We start from the raw sequence: 16,901 nt of genomic DNA, 5'->3' as shown, positions 1-16,901 counted from the left end.
GCCGCAGCGAAGGGCGCACCGATTCCGGTGGCCAGCTGCAGCTTACAAGCGTCGCGATATGGAAAGCCCGCTTCCATCCCTGACACGATTCCCGCGCATGAATCGGTCTTGCTCGAAGCGAGCGGTCGGGAAGCATGTAGGATCTGCGCCCCTGCGGGTCAAGCAAGGAAGGGACACTGGCGCCGTCAGAAACCGAGCATATCGCATTACGATAGGTATCATATCGTTTTTCGATATTATCGATTGACAATAAGTGGGACTCGAATTATTGAATATCGATATCACCTGAACTGGAGATCGATAAATGACCCATACCGCCAACCGTTTCGCCGCCGCCATCGCGGCTCTCTTCATTGTCCTCGGGACCGCGATTCCCGTGGTGACCGCGCCCGCCGATACCGCGGCCGGGGCGATCGCCGCGGCACCGATCCTCGCCTGACCGAATCGCAGCCTCAAAGACCAGAGGAAATTCCATGCCCATCCGACCCAACGACCCCCTGCTCGCGAGCGCGCGCATCGTTATCCTGGTTTTCCAAGCGATCCTCGGCCTCGCCGCGATCATCGTGACCCTCGTCATCCCCGTCGTGATCTTCGGTCGCGATTTCATCCTCGCCGAAATCCGTGAGGAAACCGGGAACGCCGCCGCGACCTTCCCTGTCTGGGACTTGTTGCCCGTCCTCGCCATCGCGCTGGCGGTCGTGGTGCTGGCCTTCCTGTTCCTCGGCAAGCTCCGCGCGATTGTCGATACCGTCGGCGAGGGCGATCCGTTCGTCCCCGTCAACGCCGACCGCCTGACCGCGATGGGCTGGATGATGGTCGCAACCCAGTTGCTCACGATTGCCGTCGTTCCCTTCATCGTCCGGGTGCAGGACGCGTTCGAGGAGACCAATGCGACCTTCAACACCGATATCGACCTCGGCGGGATCGTGCTGGCGATCACGCTCTTCATCCTCGCCCGCGTGTTTCGCCACGGCGCCGCGATGCGCGAAGACCTCGAAGGGACCGTATGATGCCTGCAGACGACACCGAAGGAACGATCGCGGTCAAGCTCGACGACCTGCTCCACGCGCGCCGCATGACACTGACCGAACTCGCCGATCGCGTGGGCCTGACCCTCGCCAACCTGTCGATCCTCAAGACCGGCAAGGCCAAGGCGATCCGCTTCTCGACCCTCGCCGCGATCTGCCGCGAACTCGAATGCCAGCCGGGCGACCTGCTGGGATACGAAGGCTGACGGTTTGCGACCGGCGATTTGCGCCGAACGGATGCAAAATCCGCTTGGCGCGAATCAGGAATAAGGCGATAATGTGACGGCCAATTGTGGCACAGGAAAAAGACTATCATGAAGAAGATTGCCCTTATCGCCCTCCTCCCCTTCGCGCTCGCGGCCTGCAACGAAGCAGCCGAAGAGCCGGCGGTCGAGGAAACCGCGGCTGCAATCGAAGCCGCTCCGGTCGACACCGTGTCGAGCGACCCCGTCGCCGCCGACCCGATGACTTCGGAAACCGCGGACGAAACGGCCACCGACACGCCGGAAACGGCCGAAACGCCGGAAGCCGTGCCGACCAACGCGCCGGGCTGATCGCCCCCACGAACCATCGTCGCGCTTGACAGGCGGCGAGAAATCCTTAGAGGCCCGCCACCGAATGGCGGGCCTTTTTGTGTCCGGCATTCATCCGTCCGAGACAGCTGCCGCGGATTCATCCGCTTAATCTGCAGCCGAGATGGGAAACGAGATTATCGCAGCCCGCAATTGCATGCGTCGCTGCTATCGGTGCCCGGCACCGCCTCCTTCCCTTCGACAAACGGACTCGTCCCGCGGGCGCCTCGGCGTGCGCGGAACTTTTGAGCCGGTCGCGCAAGGGTTCGCCCCTCGCGGCCATTTGTGAAGGAGTAAGCATGGATCGTTCGCAGAAAACCGATGCGGTCGCTCAGCTGAACCAAGTCTTCAACGAGGCGGGCGTGGTGGTCGTCACCCGCAACCTCGGCCTGACGGTGGCGGAATCCACCGACCTGCGCGCGAAGATGCGGGAAGCCGGCGCGACCTACAAGGTTGCGAAGAACCGTCTTGCCAAGATCGCCCTCAAGGACACCGACTATGCAGGTATCGACGAATACCTGACCGGTCCGACCGCCCTCGCATACAGCGAAGACCCGGTCGCCGCGGCCAAGGCCGTGGTGGAGTTCGCCAAGAGCAACGACCGCCTCGAAGTGGTCGGCGGCTCGATGGGCTCGCAGCTTCTCGACGAAGCCGGTGTGAGGTCTCTCGCCTCGATGCCGAGCCTCGACGAACTGCGTGGCAAGCTCGTTGGCCTGGTCAACGCCCCCGCGACGAAGATCGCGCAGGTCGTCAACGCCCCGGCAAACAAGCTCGCTCGCGTCTTCGGTGCCTATGGCGCCAAGGAAGCGGCATAAGACGTATTCGCAGCGACATTATCGCCGGCGCGCAGATCGCCGCCGGTGCCAAGCAATCTATCGGAGTGAAATATCATGGCTGACATCGCCAAGCTTGTTGAAGAACTTTCGAAACTGACCGTCCTCGAAGCCGCCGAACTGGCGACTGCGCTCGAAGAAGAGTGGGGCGTGAGCGCCGCAGCCGCCGTCGCGGTTGCCGGTCCGGCTGCCGGTGGCGACGCCCCGGCCGCGGAAGAAAAGGACGAATTCGACGTGATCCTCACCGGCGACGGTGGCAAGAAGATCCAGGTCATCAAGGAAGTCCGTGGCATCACGGGTCTCGGCCTGGGCGAAGCCAAGGCGCTCGTCGAAGGCGCGCCGAAGCCGCTCAAGGAAGGCGTCAACAAGGCCGAAGCCGAAGAAATCAAGGGCAAGATCGAAGCTGCCGGCGGTACCGTCGAGCTCAAGTAAGCTTCTTTCTCGCTTGCGAGATAATGAAAGGGCGGTGCCGCGAGGCGCCGCCCTTTTTGCTTGCCGATGCCGCGCGTGCCTAGCCTGTGGCGGCGTGTGCAATGCGGTATACCATGCGTCCTTCGAACTCTTCCCGCCGGAACACGACATGGTGGGCAGGCAGCCCCTCGCTTTTGCAGCCGTGCAACAGCGGCGCATGGTCCGCCTCAAGCGGGGATTCGGCCAGATATTCGTAGGCCGGGCCGTCGTCCGACACGTAGACGACGGCATGTTCCGCCAAGCCGCCGAGCCGGGCGAGGAAGGTCGCGCTGGTATCGGCCTGCATGTATCCAGACAGCACCAGCATAGTCGTGCTGCGCATGGTGAACTGGGCCGTGTTGTACCGTCCGTTGTGCCACGAACACAGCGGTACCAGATAGCAACTGCCCCCTGTCGCGACCGAACCGTCCGCAGCCGTAGTCATGTGCCCGCCCACGTCGAAGCCCGGATGCGACTTGCCCTTGCCCGGAGCAGGCAGCGGGGCGCTGGCATAGCAAGGCGCGCCGATGCCTTGGCTCAGCAGCAGGCTTTTCCAGCCGGTCACCTTGGTCGGCTTTTGCGGATAGGGATCGGGCGTGCTGCCTCGCACATTGTACAGCTTTGACGGCCCAGAAGTGGTCTTTGCGTAGAACGTGGATTCGACGATCCCGCCCCCCACCGTCTCGACGAAACGGCGCAGTTGCTCCTCCGGCGATTGCAGCATCTCTTCGGTCATCACGGCCTCCTTGCGTTCGTGAAGTACCCAAGGACATCGCCTCGCGGCCGATTCGAAAGAAGCCGGATCGGGTCCGAGACGGATGTTTAAGGCTGCCCACGCCGCGCGGGCCCCCGCGCTTTAGTCGCGACGGGCGTCGCGTTGGGACATGATCGTGTCCTTCTTCGCACGCAGGTCGCCGCTTGCGGTCTGCGCTTCGAGCCGGTCGCGGTCCCGGTCCCGGTAGCTCTCTTCGAGCTCGTCGACGAATTCGGGCTCCATCCCGAGGAAGTCGAGCGCCTCGCGCCCCATCGCAATGGCGGATTCGAACAGCTCGCGGACCATGTAGTCGACGTCGCTCTTGCCCAGCGTCATGACGGTGCGGCGGTCGAAGGCGCGAACCATCAATTGCGCCTGGGGAAAGGCCTCTCGCACGCTCGCCACGAGTTCCGGGGTCACCTTTTCGCCATCCATGCAGAAGGCGATGAGCTTGGTATTGGCCCCGCCCGCCTGGCGCAGGATGTCCATCCGCGTTCCGTCACCGTAATAGACCTTGAAGCCGAACTCCTCGGCTATATCGATCTGGTCGACCTTCCGGTCTATCAGCGTGACCCGCACCTGCGCGCCGATGAGCATCTGCGCGACCGTTTGCCCGAATCGGCCATAACCGATCACGATTGCATGGCTGCCCTCTTCGTGCGGCTCCTCGCGGGTGCGATCGTCGTCCGAGGGGCGCAAGGACTGTTCGATCCTCATCAGGAACGGGGTCGCGACCATCGACAGTGTCACGATCGCGCCGAACAGGCTGGCAATGTCGCCGTCGATCAGGTTCCCCGCCTGCGCCTGGGTGTAAAGCACGAAGGCGAATTCACCACCCTGGCTCAGCAGCAGGCCGAGCGCGAGCGCGCTGCGCCAGCCCATGCCGATCAAGCGCCCGATGCCGAAGATCAGCGCGGTCTTCACCGCGATCAGCGCCAGCGCCATGCCCGCGACGAAGAACGGCCGCTCGGCGATCGCGCCGAGATCGAGCATCATGCCGACGCCGAGGAAAAATAGCCCGAGCAGGATCGAGCGGAACGGCTCGATATCGGCTTCGAGTTCGTGGCGGTAAGGTGTGTCGGCGAGCATCACGCCCGCGATGAAGGCGCCCAATGCGGTCGACAGGCCGAGCCATTCCATCAGCGCGGCGGAACCGGTCACCACGGCGAGGCCTGCGACCACGAACATCTCGCGCTCGCGCAAGCCCCCGATCATGTTGAACAGCGGCCGGACCAGGAACCGGCCCGCCGCAACCAGCCCAAGGCTCGCGGCAACGGTCAACCCGGCCAGCGCCCAGCCCGATGGGCCGGTATCGGCCTGCCCGCCGACGCTGACGCTCAGGGCTACGACGATCGTGATCAGCGCGATGATCGAGAGGTCCTGGAACAGCAGGATCGAGAAGGCGCGTTCGCCGAACGGCGTGTTGAGCTTGCCCCCGCTCTGCAGCATCGGCAGCACCTGCGCGGTCGAGGACAGCCCGAGCGGCAGGCCGAGCGCGAGGACTACGGCCCAGGAATAGGGCGTGGCGAACCAGATGATCGCACTCACCGCGAGCCCGCAGACCACGACCTGCGCCAGCCCGACCCCGAAGATCGCTCGCCGCAACCGCCACAACCGCGCCGGGTTCAGTTCGAGCCCTACGATGAACAGCAGCAGGATGATGCCGATCTCGGCGAACCCGATGAACTCGTCGGCATTCCCCGCGAGTCCGAGCACCTGCGGCCCGACGACCGCACCCGCGACGAGATAACCCAGCGTCGCACCCAGCCCGAGGCGCCGGAACAGCAGCACGAAGAAGAGCGCCGATCCGATTAGGACCAGCCCGTCGCGCATCAGATGGGATTCATGCATGCCGCCGCTCTCCGCCTGTTGCGAACGGGCTTAGCCAGCCGCGCCATGCCGCGCTAGGTCAATCGAAGCGGCCGATCAGTCGAAGCGATAAGACAGCCGTACACCCATCATGTCGATCCCGGGATTCTGCTCCCAGTTGAACAGGCGGGCATGGCTGATGTGAACCCAGCTCGCCTCGGCGGCGACGCGTTCGCTCAACTGGACCCCGACGGCGATCTCGGGTTCGAACAGGACCCGGCTGCCGAGCTCGCGATGCTCGCCGGTGACCGGATCGATCTTGAGGTCGGGCCCGTCATGCACGACCAGGCCGATGCCCGGACGCACGAACACTGGCCCCGCCTCGATCCGCCAGCTCAGCCCCGCGCCCGCAAAACTGGTATCGCCCGCGGTATTGAGCGAGGCGACCAGGTAAGGCTGCGGCTTGCCGAGGAAGGAGAGCCCTTCGGCTTCGCCGAACCGATAGCCGAGCATCACATCGGTGCCGCTCTCGTCGACAGCGAAGGTGAACGGCGTTTCGACTTCGTGCGCGTAGACACCGCCGAAGACTTCCTGCGCGAAAGCCGGAGTGGTGGTGCAGGTGCCGAGCGCCGCGATGGCGAGCCAGAATGATCGCATAGGTCATGGTCCGTCGATGTTGGAATCGCCACACTGTGCGTGTTGCCGCCTTGCCGCAAGCTGAAGCCGATTTGCTGGGCGCATCGGAAACACGCTTTGCTGAGACTGGGTGCTGGCTTAACCGGGCCGGCTGCATGAACGACATCACGCATCTCGATCCCGGCACGAAGCCGTGGCGCACCGAGCTGCGCGAGACCTTCCGTCTCGCCTGGCCGCTGGCGCTCGCCAACCTGCTGCAGATGCTGACCTACGCGATCGACGTGGTGTTCATAGCACGGTTGGGCGAGGAGCCGCTCGCCGCCTCCTCGCTCGCGGTCTCGCTGTTCGGCCTCGTGGTGTGGGGCCTGATGGGACTGACCACCGCCTGCGCACCGATCATCGCCGAGGAACTGGGTGCGCGCGCGCCGGCGCTACGCCCGGTGCGGCGCGCGACCCGCATGGCCCTGTGGCTGTGCGTGGGCACCGGGATCATCGGCATGGGCGTTTGCGCGCTGCTGGTCCCGCTGATGCAGGTCACCGGCCAGCAGCAGGGCATCATCGCTTTGGCGGACGAGTATATGGCGCTCCTCTTGTGGTCGCTGATCCCGATGATCGCGGCGCAGGTACTTCGCGCCTACGTCTCGGCGCTCGGTCGCCCGATCTTCGCGACAGCGATCACCGCCGCCGGGATCGGGGTCAACGCGCTCGCCAACTACGCCTTCGTATTCGGCAATCTGGGCGCGCCCGCGCTCGGGCTCGAGGGGGCGGCGATCGCGACCAATATCACCGCGCTGCTCGTCCTCGCCGCCTATATCGTCGCGATCCGGCTCGATCCGCGGCTCCATCGCTACCATGTGTTCGGCTTCTTCTGGCGGCCCGACTGGCAGCGGCTGAGGCAAATCGTCGCGGTCGGCACGCCGATCATGTTCACGATCCTCGCCGAAGCCGGAATATTCGGCGCGGCGGCGTTCCTGATGGGGCGGATCGACGCGACCCAGCTCGCCGCGCACACGATCGCGTTGCAGATCGCCGCGCTCGCCTTCCAGATCCCGTTCGGGATCGGGCAGGCCGCGACGATCCGGGTCGGCTATTTCTACGGCGCGCGCAATCCCGCCGGGATGGGCCGCGCGGGCTGGACCGGGATCGGCATGGCTGCAGCCTTCATGTCGACCACGGCGCTGGCAATGATTGTCGCGCCCGAGCCGTTGCTGGCGATCTATCTCGATCCCTGGGCACCCGAAAACGCCGCGCTGGTCGCCTATGCCGTGCCCTTCCTGCTGGTCGCCGCCGCATTCCAGCTGGTCGACGGGGTGCAGGCGGTCGGACAGGGCGCGCTGCGTGGTCTGCAGGACACACGGGTGCCGATGTGGATCGCGATCTTCTCCTACTGGGTCCCGGGCTTTGGGCTGGCCACAGGACTCGGTCTCGGGACCGCGCTCGAAGGCGTGGGCGTGTGGATCGGGCTCGCCACCGGGCTGGTGTTCGCGGCGGTCCTGCTAACCTGGCGCTGGGCGCGACGAGATGCGCTGGGGCTGACCGAGCGCGGCGTGGCCTAGCCCGTCCTACGCGGCGCGCTGCGTGACCTCGCGCTGCGGGTACGGGATCGAGATACCGACGTCGTCGAAGCGCGCCTTGGCCCTCTCGGTCAGATCCCAGGACAGGCCGAGATAGTTCGGGGTCTCGCACCACACGCGCAACCCGATCCCGACCGAGCTGTCGTCGAGCGAATTGACGAAGGTCACCGGCGCCGGATCCTCGAGCACGCGCTCGTCCGCCCGCGCCAGTGCCATGAGTTCCTCGCGCGCTTGCGTCATGCTGTCTTGGTAGCCGATCCCCACGACCAGTTCGAAACGGCGGGTGGGGTGGCGATTGAAATTCACGATCGCCTGGTTCCAGAGCTCGGAATTGGGGACCATCACGAACAATCCGTCGAACTGCCTGACCTCGGTGGTGAACAGGCCGATCTGCTGGACCGTGCCAGTCACCGAGCCAGCGCTGATCCCCTCGCCGATCTTGAACGGCTTTTGCACGAGGATCATCACCCCCGAGGCGACATTGCTGAGCGTGCCCTGCAGCGCCAGCCCGATCGCTAGCGCCATGCCGCCCAGCGCGGCGAGGATGCTGGTGGTCTCGACCCCGAATTGCGACAGCACGGTCACGAGGACGAGCGCCCACAGCGCGTATTTGACGAGGTTCGAGAGGAAATTGGCGACGGTCGGCTCGAACCTCGGCGAGTTGGTCAGCGCGCGGTGGACCCAGCGCGACACCAGGCCCGCCACAAGCAGGCCGATCACGAGCACGGCGAAGGCACCCGCAATGTCGATCATGTTGAGCTTGAGCCACAGCATGGCCTGCTCGGGAACGCTCATCTCGGCGACGGTTTCTGAGGAGACGGTCGGGGTCGGGTTCATGCGGCGGCCCTTTGGGTTCGAGTGACGGTGACGGCGGCCCAATAGGGTCTCGACCACGCCCTGGCCACCCCACGCCACCGTTCGCCCGACGGCACGAAAAAATTTGCATGAACCCCAGTTGACTCACCGATCGCGCGTTACCAAATGCGGCTCGCTGGCACTCTCCGCCTGGAAGTGCCAACAGAGAAATTCACTCATACGAGAGGTACAAGCAATGGCATTTCGTCCGCTGCATGACCGCGTTCTGGTCCGTCGCATCGAAGCCGACGAGAAGACCGCCGGTGGCATCATCATTCCCGACAGCGCCCAGGAAAAGCCGAGCGAAGGCGAAGTCGTCGCCGTCGGCCCGGGGGCCAAGGGCGAAGACGGCAAGGTGACCCCGCTCGACGTCAAGGAAGGCGACCGCGTCCTGTTCGGTAAATGGGGCGGCACCGAAGTCAAGATCGACGGGGAAGACCTGCTGATCATGAAGGAAAGCGACATCATGGGCATCGTCTCCTGACGATCCGACCGCTTTTCGAAACAACCCAATTCAATTCCAGGAGATAATCTCATGGCAAAGGACGTGAAATTCGGGCGCAACGCGCGCGAAGGCATCCTCAAGGGCGTCGATACGCTCGCCAACGCCGTCAAGGTCACGCTCGGCCCCAAGGGCCGCAACGTCGTACTCGACAAGAGCTTCGGCGCCCCCCGCATCACCAAGGACGGCGTTACCGTCGCCAAGGAAATCGAACTCAAGGACAAGTTCGAGAACATGGGCGCGCAGATGATCAAGGAAGTCGCATCGAAGGCGAACGACGCCGCCGGTGACGGCACCACCACCGCCACCGTGCTCGCCCAGTCGATCGTGACCGAAGGCATGAAGTCGGTTGCCGCGGGCATGAACCCGATGGATCTGAAGCGCGGCATCGACATCGCCGTCTCCAAGGTCGTCGAAGACCTCAAGAGCCGCTCGAAGGACGTTTCGGGCAGCGAGGAAATCGCGCAGGTCGGGATCATTTCGGCCAATGGCGACCGCGAAGTCGGCGAGAAGATCGCCGAAGCGATGGAAAAGGTCGGCAAGGAAGGCGTGATCACCGTCGACGAATCGAAGGGCCTCGAATTCGAGCTCGAAACCGTCGAAGGCATGCAGTTCGACCGCGGCTACCTGTCGCCGTACTTCATCACCAACCCGGACAAGATGACGGTCGAACTCGAAAACCCGTACATCCTGATCCACGAAAAGAAGCTCTCGAACCTCCAGTCGATGCTGCCGGTGCTCGAAGCCGCGGTCCAGTCGGGCCGTCCGCTGCTGATCATCGCCGAAGACATCGAAGGCGAAGCGCTGGCCACCCTCGTGGTCAACAAGCTGCGCGGCGGCCTGAAGGTCGCGGCGGTCAAGGCGCCGGGCTTCGGCGATCGTCGCAAGGCGATGCTGCAGGACATCTCGATCCTGACCAAGGGCGAGATGATCAGCGAGGACCTCGGCATCAAGCTCGAGAACGTCACGCTCGGCATGCTCGGTGAAGCCAAGCGCGTCACCATCGACAAGGACAACACGACCATCGTCGACGGTGCGGGCTCGGAAGACGAGATCAAGAGCCGCGTCGAGCAGATCCGCTCGCAGATCGAGACGACCTCGTCCGACTACGACAAGGAAAAGCTGCAGGAACGCCTCGCCAAGTTGGCCGGCGGCGTCGCCGTCATCAAGGTCGGCGGTGCGACCGAAGTCGAGGTGAAGGAACGCAAGGACCGCGTCGACGACGCGCTACACGCCACCCGCGCCGCGGTCGAGGAAGGCATCGTCCCGGGCGGCGGTACCGCGCTGCTCTACGCCACCTCGGCGCTCGAAGGCCTGGCCGGTGAAAATGACGACCAGACGCGCGGCATCGACATCGTCCGCCGGGCGCTGCAGGCACCGGTCCGCCAGATCGCCCAGAACGCCGGCCATGACGGCGCGGTCGTCGCGGGCAAGCTGATCGACGGCAACGACGCCACGCTCGGCTTCAATGCTGCGACCGACACTTACGAAAACCTTGTCCAGGCTGGCGTGATCGACCCGACCAAGGTCGTTCGCACCGCGCTGCAGGATGCGGCCTCGGTGGCCGGCTTGCTGATCACCACCGAAGCGGCGGTCTGCGACATTCCCGAAGACAAGGGCTCGGCTCCCTCCATGCCCGATATGGGCGGCATGGGAGGCATGGGCGGCTTCTAAGCCTTCCGCGCCGAATCGCGAACATGAAGGGGCCCGGCGGAGCGATCCGCCGGGCCTTTTTGCATTTCGTCGCAGGAAAGAATCGCCTCGTCGCAGTCGCGTTCTTCCGAACTGCCTTGTTAAGCAATTTGCCAGCCGGAAGGTGGTAAACGGTTCGTATGACTTGGGGTAAGACGGTAATCGCCCTCGCGGCGGCATTCGCGGCGCTGGTTTCGGCGCCTTCGGCAGCACAGACGCAGATCGACACGCGCTTCGACGACGTGTTCGGCACCGAAGCGCTCGCACCGGTCGATTTCGACAGCAATCTGGGTGCCCGCATCGCCGCAATCGCGGACGGTTCGCGCGGACGCATCGGCGTCGCGGCCATGGACCTGACGACGGGGCAGACTCTCGGCGTGCTCGACGACCAGTTCTTCCCGCTCGCCTCGACCAGCAAGATCGCCGTCGCGGCGACCTTCCTCGAAGGGGTCGAGCAGGGCAAATGGAGCCTGACCAGCGAATTCCCGCTGCTCTGGCCGCTGCGTTCCAAGGCCTTTTCGACCCGCGTCGCCCCGGTCCGCGAGGGCAAGTACCTCCCCGCGAGCGAACTGATCGAATTGATGATCACCCGGTCGAGCAATCCGGCCACCGACGCCCTGCTGCGCGTGGTCGGCGGCCCCGATGCGGTCAACGCCTGGATGCGCCGCAACGGGATTTCGGAATTCAGCATCGATCGCGACATCGCGACGCTCGTGCGCGACGACGGTGAATACGATCCGGCGATCAAGGTCGACCGGCGCGACGCCGCCACCCCGCGCGCAATGATCAAGCTGCTGGCCATGCTCCACAATGGCGACGTGCTCACCCCCGTCCATCGCCGCGTGATCCTCGGCGCGATGGAACGCTGCCGCACCGGCACACGGCGGATTCCCGCGCTGATGCCCGCCGGCGCCACGGTCGCGCACAAGACCGGCTCGCTCAACAACACCTCGAGCGATATCGGCTTCATCACCGCGCCCGACGGCCACACCTATGCAGTGGCGATCTACGTCACCGGGCAAGGCAGCCGTTCGAACCGCGAGCGTCGCATCGCCGAGATCGCGCGCGAACTGCTCGACGGCTACGAGGAGGTCAGCCACGCCGCTTACGGCGGCTGATACGGCGACCGATTTCAGCGACAACCCGGTGAACCCTTCGCCGCTTCGCCCGTTGGTGAAGTGATACGAAGGAGTACCCTATGAGATTACCCAAGAACGCCCATGTCGCCGTGGTCGACGGCACCCGTTTCGTGCTGCTGCGCAATGACGGCGCACCGCTCGAACCCAAGCTCGGCCAAGCCGAGGAAATCGACGTCCGCGCGACCAATTTCAGCGCCGGGGTCAAGCACCAGGACGAGGCGGGCCAGCGGATGGGCCGGACCGACCTCAACGAACTCGCGCACGGCGCGGCCGCAGCCGAATGCCTCAACCAGAAGGCGATCGGCAACGAGATCGAGGACCTGCTCGTGATCGCCGATCCCAAGACGCTGGGCGAGATGCGAAGGCATTATCACAGCGAGCTGGAAAAACGCCTCGTCGGCGAGATTGCCAAGACCATGACCGGCGAACCGGCGGATCGCATCGCGCAGGCGATCGCCGCCGCCTGATCGAACCGGCCCACCGGCATTTCGCACACAAAAAAGGGCGCGCCGCAATGGCGCGCCCTTCTCTGTTCGTATCGAAACGAAGCTTAGTCGGCCTGAGCTTCGGCTTCGGTTTCGCCTTCGACTTCGGCTTCGACTTCAGCGGCAGCTTCGTCGGTTTCGGCGGCGACTTCTTCGGCACCGGCTTCGATGGCTTCGCCGGTCGCGTCGAGGTTTTCGGCGGTGTCTTCGGCGGCTTCGTCAGCGGTGGTCGCGGCGGCGTCTTCGGTCTGCTCCGAGCAAGCGGCGAGCGAGAGAGCGGCGCCGGCGGCGGCGACGAGAACGAGCTTACGCATAATGATATTCCTTGCAGTCTGTGGACTTCCATCGAGGGTCAGCCCCCAATGGGAGGCCGCGCCGATCGGGCAGCGGCTTCGCGGTCTTAAATAGTGGCGGGAATGTGGCGACGCAAGCCCTATTTTCGTCATAATTGCGACATCGGTCGCCCGATACGGATGGAGCCTTGCAAAATTGCGGCGTCTGGCGAGCGGGCGCAACCTTCGCAAAGCGGCTGCGGACAGGCCACATTTCGCGCGCGACGAAGCGCGCGACCGCTGCTAGCACTGCCCGCATGCCAGACAGTGATCAAGCGCAGCAGCACCTCTATCTCGTGGACGGCTCGTCCTACATCTTTCGCGCCTATCATCGCCTTCCGCCGCTAACCAATCCGGAGGGTACGCCGGTCGGCGCGGTCTACGGTTACACGACGATGCTGTGGAAGCTCGCCGACCAGCTCGACAAGGAAGACGGTCCGACGCATCTCGCGGTGATCCTCGACAAGGATTCGCAGAGCTTCCGCAACGAGATCTACGCCGAATACAAGGCCAACCGGCCCGAACCGCCCGAGGACCTGCGCCCGCAATTCCCGTTGATTCGCGATGCCACGCGGGCCTTTTCGCTGCCCTGCATCGAGGAGCAGGGCCTCGAGGCAGACGACCTCATCGCAAGCTATGCCGTGGCCGCCGCGAAACTGGGCTGGAACGTCACCATCGTCAGTTCGGACAAGGACCTGATGCAGTTGGTCGGCAACGAGCACGGCGGCACGATCGACATGCTCGACACGATGAAGAACGCGCGAATCGGCCCCGCGGAGGTCGAGGAAAAGTTCGGCGTCCCGCCCGGAAAGGTCGGCGACGTGCTCGCACTGATGGGCGACAGCGTCGACAACATTCCGGGAATCTACGGCATCGGGCCCAAGACCGCATCGAAGCTGATCGCCGAGCACGGCTCGCTCGCCGGGGCGCTCGACGCGGCCCCCGAGATGAAGAAGTCCAAGCTCAAGGAACGCCTGCTCGAGGGGCGCGACATGGCCGAGCTGAGCCGCGTCCTGGTCACGCTCAAGGAGGATTGCGACCTCCCCCAGCCGCTCGACGAGATGAAGCTCGACGGCATCCCGCCCGAACCGCTCGGCGAATTCCTCGAGACGCACGGCTTTTCTTCGCTACGCAAACGGCTCGAAACCGCGCCCGCGACGCAGAGCGAGGTCGCGCAGGCAAACGACGAGAGCGAGGGCGATCGCCAGCCGCTCCCCGAACTGCCAGCATGCGACCGGTCGAAATTCGAAACGGTCCAGACGATCGAAGCGCTCGAGCGATGGATCGCGCGCGCGCGATCCGCCCGCCTCGTCGCCTTCGACACCGAGACCTCGAGCCTCGACGCGATGCGCGCCGACCTCGTCGGCGTGAGTCTCGCGACCGGGCCCAACGAGGCGTGCTACATCCCGCTCGCGCATGGCGGTTCGGACATGTTCGACGAAAAACCCGAGCAAGTCCCGATCGACGAAGCGATCGCGCTGTTGAAGCCGCTGCTCGAGGACGATGCCGTCCTCAAGATCGCGCATAACGGGAAATACGATCTCAACGTGCTCGCACGCCACGACATCCATGTCACACCGCTCGACGACACGATGGTGATCAGCTTCGATCTCGACGCCGGGCGCGCGAGCGAGGGGATCGGCGGCGGGCACGGGATGGACGAGCTCGCGCAGCGCCATCTCGGCCACGAATGCATCCCCTACAAGCAGGTCTGCGGGACGGGCAAGAAGGCCATCCCCTTCGGCGAGGTCGCGCTCGACAAGGCGACCGAATACGCCGCCGAGGATGCCGACGTGACTTGGCGCCTCCACCACTTGCTCAAGCCACGCCTCTCCGAGGAAGGCGGCACGCGGATCTACGAACGCGTCGATCGCCCGCTGATCCCGGTGGTCGCGGCCATGGAGCGCGAGGGCATCAGGGTCGATCGCGAACGGCTCGCCGAGCTGTCGAAAAGCTTCGCCGAGACCGTCGCCGGGCTCGAAAAGGAAATCCATCGGCTCGCGGGCGGGGAATTCACCGTCGGCAGCCCCAAGCAGCTAGGCGACGTGCTGTTCGACAAGCTCGGCCACAAGGGTGGGCGCAAGGGCAAGAGCGGGCAGTATTCGACCGATCAGACGATCCTCGAACGGCTCTCGAACGAAGGTGCGGAGATCGCCGACAAGGTGCTCGAATGGCGCCAGCTGACCAAGCTCAAATCGACCTACACCGACGCGCTGCAGGAGGCGATCAATCCCGATACCGGTCGGGTGCACACGAGCTACAGCCTCGTCGGCGCGCAGACCGGGCGCCTGTCGTCGACCGATCCGAACCTGCAGAACATTCCGATCCGCACCGAGATCGGGCGCCAGATCCGCCGCGCCTTCGTGCCCGAAAAGGGCAATGTCATCCTCGCCGCCGACTATTCGCAGATCGAATTGCGCCTCGCCGCGCACATGGCCGACGTCGCGCCGCTCAAGGAAGCCTTCCGCGCGGGCGAGGACATCCACAATCGCACCGCCGAGGAAATGTTCGGCAACGTCGATCGCGACAACCGCGCCAAGGCCAAGACGATCAATTTCGCGATCCTCTACGGCATCTCGCGCTGGGGCCTGGCAGGTCGCCTCAAGATTGAGGCCGACGAGGCACAGGCGCTGATCGACACCTATTTCGCGCGCTTCCCGGGCATCCAGAAGTTCATCGTCCGCACCCTCGAGAGCGTGCGCGAGAATGGCTATTCGGAGACCCTTTTCGGTCGCAAGACGTGGTTCCCGCGGATCAATGCGAAGAACCCGAACGAACGCGCCGGATCCGAGCGTGCCGCGGTCAACGCGCCGATCCAGGGCACCAGCGCCGATATAATCAAGCGCGCTATGGTGCGGATGGTACCGGCCCTGCGCGAGGCCGGCCTCCACGACACGCGCATGCTGTTGCAGGTGCACGACGAACTGGTGTTCGAATGCCCCGAGGCGCAGGCCGAGGAAGCGGGCAAGGTCATCGCGCGCGTCATGTCCTCTGCCGCCGAGCCCGCCGTCACGCTCGACGTTCCGCTCGATATCGAGGTCGGCATCGGGCCGAGCTGGGACGACGCGCATTGACGCGACAGGTTCCGACTGTTGCATTGCCGGGCCTGCGCGTTAGGTCCCGGGCATGATGCAGACGATCCGCCAACAGCTCGAGCTCCTGCCCGACCAGACCCAGGACTGGCTCGTCGCCGCGCTGGCGGCAGGGCTGGCGGTCCTGCTCGCCCTGGTCATCCATCGCATCCTCCTCAAGGGACTGCGCAAGATCGTCGAACAGAGCGAAAGCGAGAGCGACGACGTGCTGGTGCGCAACATCGCCCGTCCATCGCGCTATGCGATGGTCGCGCTGGCGCTGGTGCTGGTCGCGCGCGAAGTGCCGATGCTCGAGACGGTGTGGGACAAGATCGCCGGCTTCGTGATGCCGCTGATCGTAGGCTGGATGGTGCTCGCGGTGTTCCGCGCGCTGATCCATGCGGCCGAGGAGCGCGGCGGGGGCGACATTGCCTTCGATATTGCGGCACGCCGCCGCCGGACCCGGCTGACGATCATCTCGCGGCTGGTCTCGGCAATCATCATCTTCATCACCGTCGGGCTGATGCTGCTGTCGATCCCGGGGGTGCGCGATATCGGCATCACGCTGATGGCCTCGGCCGGTCTCGCCGCCCTCGCAGTCGGCGCCGCCGCGCAGCCCGCGCTCAAATCGCTGATCGCGGGGATCCAGATGGTGCTGACCGAACCGATCCGGATCGGCGACATGGTCAAGGTCGACGGACATGTCGGGCGGGTCGAGGAGATCCGCATGAACTTCGTGCTCGTACGCACCTGGGACGAACGGCTGATCGTAGTCCCGACCGCTCAGTTCTTCGACCAGAGCTTCGAGAACTGGTCGCGCGGCAGCGAGATGCTGACCGGGCCGGTCTACCTGCATCTCGACCCGGCGAGCGAGGTCGACCCGATCCGCGCGGAGCTCGAGCGCTATGTCGAAGGCCACGAGCTGTGGGACGGTCGTACCGCCGCCATGCTGATGACCGAGGCTTATCCCGAAAGCATCGAATTGCGCATCGCCGTCAGCGCGGCGACCATTGGCGATCTTTGGAACCTGCGTTGCGCGGTGCGCGAGCACATGCTCGACTGGATCCGCAACAACCAGCCCGACGCGCTGATCCGCCATCGGCTCGAAGTGCCGCGCGGCCACCCCAAGGCCGGAGAGCCCTGATCCGGAGCACCGGAGGACCCTTCCA

The 16,901-nt window shown here is 64.9% G+C and carries 18 protein-coding genes; 13 read left to right on the top strand and 5 right to left on the bottom strand.

The window, feature by feature from the left end; genetic code table 11:
* The first annotated feature begins 304 nt into the window (after nucleotides 1-304).
* From T8S45_RS13305 to rplL, 6 genes are all read left to right on the top strand, one after another.
* Nucleotides 305-439: a hypothetical protein gene (locus tag T8S45_RS13305; RefSeq protein WP_322294072.1), complete on the top strand. Its 135-nt coding sequence runs from the start codon at nucleotides 305-307 to the stop codon at nucleotides 437-439.
* 34 nt (nucleotides 440-473) lie between these two features.
* A complete protein-coding gene (locus T8S45_RS13300) occupies nucleotides 474-1,010 on the top strand; it encodes a DUF2975 domain-containing protein (RefSeq protein ID WP_322294071.1) in 537 nt (178 codons plus the stop codon).
* Nucleotides 1,010-1,234, top strand: coding sequence for a helix-turn-helix domain-containing protein (locus T8S45_RS13295; RefSeq protein WP_322294070.1), 225 nt, complete (start codon nucleotides 1,010-1,012; stop codon nucleotides 1,232-1,234). Before T8S45_RS13300 ends, T8S45_RS13295 begins: the two co-directional genes overlap by 1 nt.
* Before the next feature lie 108 nt (nucleotides 1,235-1,342).
* Nucleotides 1,343-1,582 (top strand): hypothetical protein, encoded by a 240-nt coding sequence (locus T8S45_RS13290; protein ID WP_188640924.1) that lies wholly within the window; start codon nucleotides 1,343-1,345, stop codon nucleotides 1,580-1,582.
* A 317-nt stretch (nucleotides 1,583-1,899) separates the two neighbouring features.
* Entirely contained in the window at nucleotides 1,900-2,415 is a 516-nt protein-coding gene (rplJ, locus tag T8S45_RS13285) for a 50S ribosomal protein L10 (RefSeq protein WP_188640923.1), read from the top strand.
* Between the two features lie 75 nt (nucleotides 2,416-2,490).
* Nucleotides 2,491-2,865, top strand: coding sequence for a 50S ribosomal protein L7/L12 (gene rplL / locus T8S45_RS13280; RefSeq protein ID WP_188640922.1), 375 nt, complete (start codon nucleotides 2,491-2,493; stop codon nucleotides 2,863-2,865).
* 79 nt (nucleotides 2,866-2,944) lie between these two features.
* Here rplL and T8S45_RS13275 read toward each other — a convergent pair whose 3' ends face one another.
* The 3 genes from T8S45_RS13275 to T8S45_RS13265 all read right to left on the bottom strand — a co-directional run bounded on the left by T8S45_RS13275 (nucleotide 2,945) and on the right by T8S45_RS13265 (nucleotide 6,103).
* Entirely contained in the window at nucleotides 2,945-3,619 is a 675-nt protein-coding gene (locus T8S45_RS13275) for a hypothetical protein (protein WP_188640921.1), read from the bottom strand.
* 120 nt (nucleotides 3,620-3,739) lie between these two features.
* Nucleotides 3,740-5,488 carry a cation:proton antiporter domain-containing protein gene (locus T8S45_RS13270; protein ID WP_188640920.1) on the bottom strand — a complete coding sequence of 583 codons (1,749 nt, stop codon included), beginning with the start codon at nucleotides 5,486-5,488 and terminating at the stop codon, nucleotides 3,740-3,742.
* 75 nt (nucleotides 5,489-5,563) lie between these two features.
* Nucleotides 5,564-6,103 carry an acyloxyacyl hydrolase gene (locus tag T8S45_RS13265; RefSeq protein ID WP_188640919.1) on the bottom strand — a complete coding sequence of 180 codons (540 nt, stop codon included), beginning with the start codon at nucleotides 6,101-6,103 and terminating at the stop codon, nucleotides 5,564-5,566.
* 134 nt (nucleotides 6,104-6,237) lie between these two features.
* On the opposite strand from T8S45_RS13265, the gene T8S45_RS13260 reads away from it, so the two are divergent.
* Nucleotides 6,238-7,638: an MATE family efflux transporter gene (locus T8S45_RS13260; protein ID WP_322294069.1), complete on the top strand. Its 1,401-nt coding sequence runs from the start codon at nucleotides 6,238-6,240 to the stop codon at nucleotides 7,636-7,638.
* 6 nt (nucleotides 7,639-7,644) lie between these two features.
* On the opposite strand, the gene T8S45_RS13255 is transcribed toward T8S45_RS13260, so the two are convergent.
* Nucleotides 7,645-8,493: a mechanosensitive ion channel family protein gene (locus T8S45_RS13255; RefSeq protein WP_322294068.1), complete on the bottom strand. Its 849-nt coding sequence runs from the start codon at nucleotides 8,491-8,493 to the stop codon at nucleotides 7,645-7,647.
* Between the two features lie 214 nt (nucleotides 8,494-8,707).
* Here T8S45_RS13255 and groES point away from each other — a divergent pair, with 214 nt between their 5' ends.
* The 4 genes from groES to T8S45_RS13235 all read left to right on the top strand — a co-directional run bounded on the left by groES (nucleotide 8,708) and on the right by T8S45_RS13235 (nucleotide 12,311).
* Nucleotides 8,708-8,995, top strand: coding sequence for a co-chaperone GroES (gene groES, locus T8S45_RS13250; protein WP_188640916.1), 288 nt, complete (start codon nucleotides 8,708-8,710; stop codon nucleotides 8,993-8,995).
* A 51-nt stretch (nucleotides 8,996-9,046) separates the two neighbouring features.
* The gene (gene groL, locus T8S45_RS13245; protein ID WP_188640915.1) at nucleotides 9,047-10,687 is read left to right on the top strand and encodes a chaperonin GroEL; all 1,641 of its coding nucleotides are present in this window, start codon (nucleotides 9,047-9,049) and stop codon (nucleotides 10,685-10,687) included.
* Nucleotides 10,688-10,845: 158 nt separating this feature from the next.
* Nucleotides 10,846-11,823 carry a serine hydrolase gene (locus T8S45_RS13240; RefSeq protein WP_322294067.1) on the top strand — a complete coding sequence of 326 codons (978 nt, stop codon included), beginning with the start codon at nucleotides 10,846-10,848 and terminating at the stop codon, nucleotides 11,821-11,823.
* Nucleotides 11,824-11,903: 80 nt separating this feature from the next.
* Nucleotides 11,904-12,311, top strand: a complete 408-nt coding sequence (locus tag T8S45_RS13235; protein WP_188640913.1) for a baeRF12 domain-containing protein — start codon at nucleotides 11,904-11,906, stop codon at nucleotides 12,309-12,311.
* 83 nt (nucleotides 12,312-12,394) lie between these two features.
* Here T8S45_RS13235 and T8S45_RS13230 read toward each other — a convergent pair whose 3' ends face one another.
* Nucleotides 12,395-12,643 carry a hypothetical protein gene (locus T8S45_RS13230; RefSeq protein ID WP_188640912.1) on the bottom strand — a complete coding sequence of 83 codons (249 nt, stop codon included), beginning with the start codon at nucleotides 12,641-12,643 and terminating at the stop codon, nucleotides 12,395-12,397.
* Between the two features lie 275 nt (nucleotides 12,644-12,918).
* Between T8S45_RS13230 and polA the strand changes: the two genes are divergently transcribed.
* Both polA and T8S45_RS13220 read left to right on the top strand, forming a co-directional pair.
* Nucleotides 12,919-15,735, top strand: a complete 2,817-nt coding sequence (gene polA, locus T8S45_RS13225) for a DNA polymerase I (RefSeq protein ID WP_322294066.1) — start codon at nucleotides 12,919-12,921, stop codon at nucleotides 15,733-15,735.
* A gap of 52 nt (nucleotides 15,736-15,787) precedes the next feature.
* Nucleotides 15,788-16,876, top strand: coding sequence for a mechanosensitive ion channel family protein (locus T8S45_RS13220; protein WP_229658023.1), 1,089 nt, complete (start codon nucleotides 15,788-15,790; stop codon nucleotides 16,874-16,876).
* Nucleotides 16,877-16,901 lie beyond the last annotated feature (25 nt).

This window comes from Pseudoblastomonas marina (genome assembly GCF_034374265.1).
In the GTDB taxonomy this organism is placed as follows: domain Bacteria; phylum Pseudomonadota; class Alphaproteobacteria; order Sphingomonadales; family Sphingomonadaceae; genus Alteriqipengyuania_A; species Alteriqipengyuania_A marina.
This window is presented reverse-complemented; position numbering and strand designations above follow the sequence as displayed.

What these genes read in the sequence shown, in the direction of transcription:
- T8S45_RS13235 (WP_188640913.1), top strand. Translation starts at nt 11,904, where the DNA reads ATGAGATTACCCAAGAACGCCCATGTCGCCGTGGTCGACGGCACCCGT.
- T8S45_RS13240 (WP_322294067.1), top strand. Translation starts at nt 10,846, where the DNA reads ATGACTTGGGGTAAGACGGTAATCGCCCTCGCGGCGGCATTCGCGGCG.
- T8S45_RS13230 (WP_188640912.1), bottom strand. Translation starts at nt 12,643, where the DNA reads ATGCGTAAGCTCGTTCTCGTCGCCGCCGCCGGCGCCGCTCTCTCGCTC.
- T8S45_RS13290 (WP_188640924.1), top strand. Translation starts at nt 1,343, where the DNA reads ATGAAGAAGATTGCCCTTATCGCCCTCCTCCCCTTCGCGCTCGCGGCC.
- T8S45_RS13220 (WP_229658023.1), top strand. Translation starts at nt 15,788, where the DNA reads ATGATGCAGACGATCCGCCAACAGCTCGAGCTCCTGCCCGACCAGACC.
- T8S45_RS13260 (WP_322294069.1), top strand. Translation starts at nt 6,238, where the DNA reads ATGAACGACATCACGCATCTCGATCCCGGCACGAAGCCGTGGCGCACC.
- T8S45_RS13300 (WP_322294071.1), top strand. Translation starts at nt 474, where the DNA reads ATGCCCATCCGACCCAACGACCCCCTGCTCGCGAGCGCGCGCATCGTT.
- rplJ (WP_188640923.1), top strand. Translation starts at nt 1,900, where the DNA reads ATGGATCGTTCGCAGAAAACCGATGCGGTCGCTCAGCTGAACCAAGTC.
- T8S45_RS13305 (WP_322294072.1), top strand. Translation starts at nt 305, where the DNA reads ATGACCCATACCGCCAACCGTTTCGCCGCCGCCATCGCGGCTCTCTTC.
- T8S45_RS13275 (WP_188640921.1), bottom strand. Translation starts at nt 3,619, where the DNA reads ATGACCGAAGAGATGCTGCAATCGCCGGAGGAGCAACTGCGCCGTTTC.
- T8S45_RS13295 (WP_322294070.1), top strand. Translation starts at nt 1,010, where the DNA reads ATGCCTGCAGACGACACCGAAGGAACGATCGCGGTCAAGCTCGACGAC.
- polA (WP_322294066.1), top strand. Translation starts at nt 12,919, where the DNA reads ATGCCAGACAGTGATCAAGCGCAGCAGCACCTCTATCTCGTGGACGGC.
- T8S45_RS13270 (WP_188640920.1), bottom strand. Translation starts at nt 5,488, where the DNA reads ATGCATGAATCCCATCTGATGCGCGACGGGCTGGTCCTAATCGGATCG.
- T8S45_RS13255 (WP_322294068.1), bottom strand. Translation starts at nt 8,493, where the DNA reads ATGAACCCGACCCCGACCGTCTCCTCAGAAACCGTCGCCGAGATGAGC.
- rplL (WP_188640922.1), top strand. Translation starts at nt 2,491, where the DNA reads ATGGCTGACATCGCCAAGCTTGTTGAAGAACTTTCGAAACTGACCGTC.
- T8S45_RS13265 (WP_188640919.1), bottom strand. Translation starts at nt 6,103, where the DNA reads ATGCGATCATTCTGGCTCGCCATCGCGGCGCTCGGCACCTGCACCACC.
- groL (WP_188640915.1), top strand. Translation starts at nt 9,047, where the DNA reads ATGGCAAAGGACGTGAAATTCGGGCGCAACGCGCGCGAAGGCATCCTC.
- groES (WP_188640916.1), top strand. Translation starts at nt 8,708, where the DNA reads ATGGCATTTCGTCCGCTGCATGACCGCGTTCTGGTCCGTCGCATCGAA.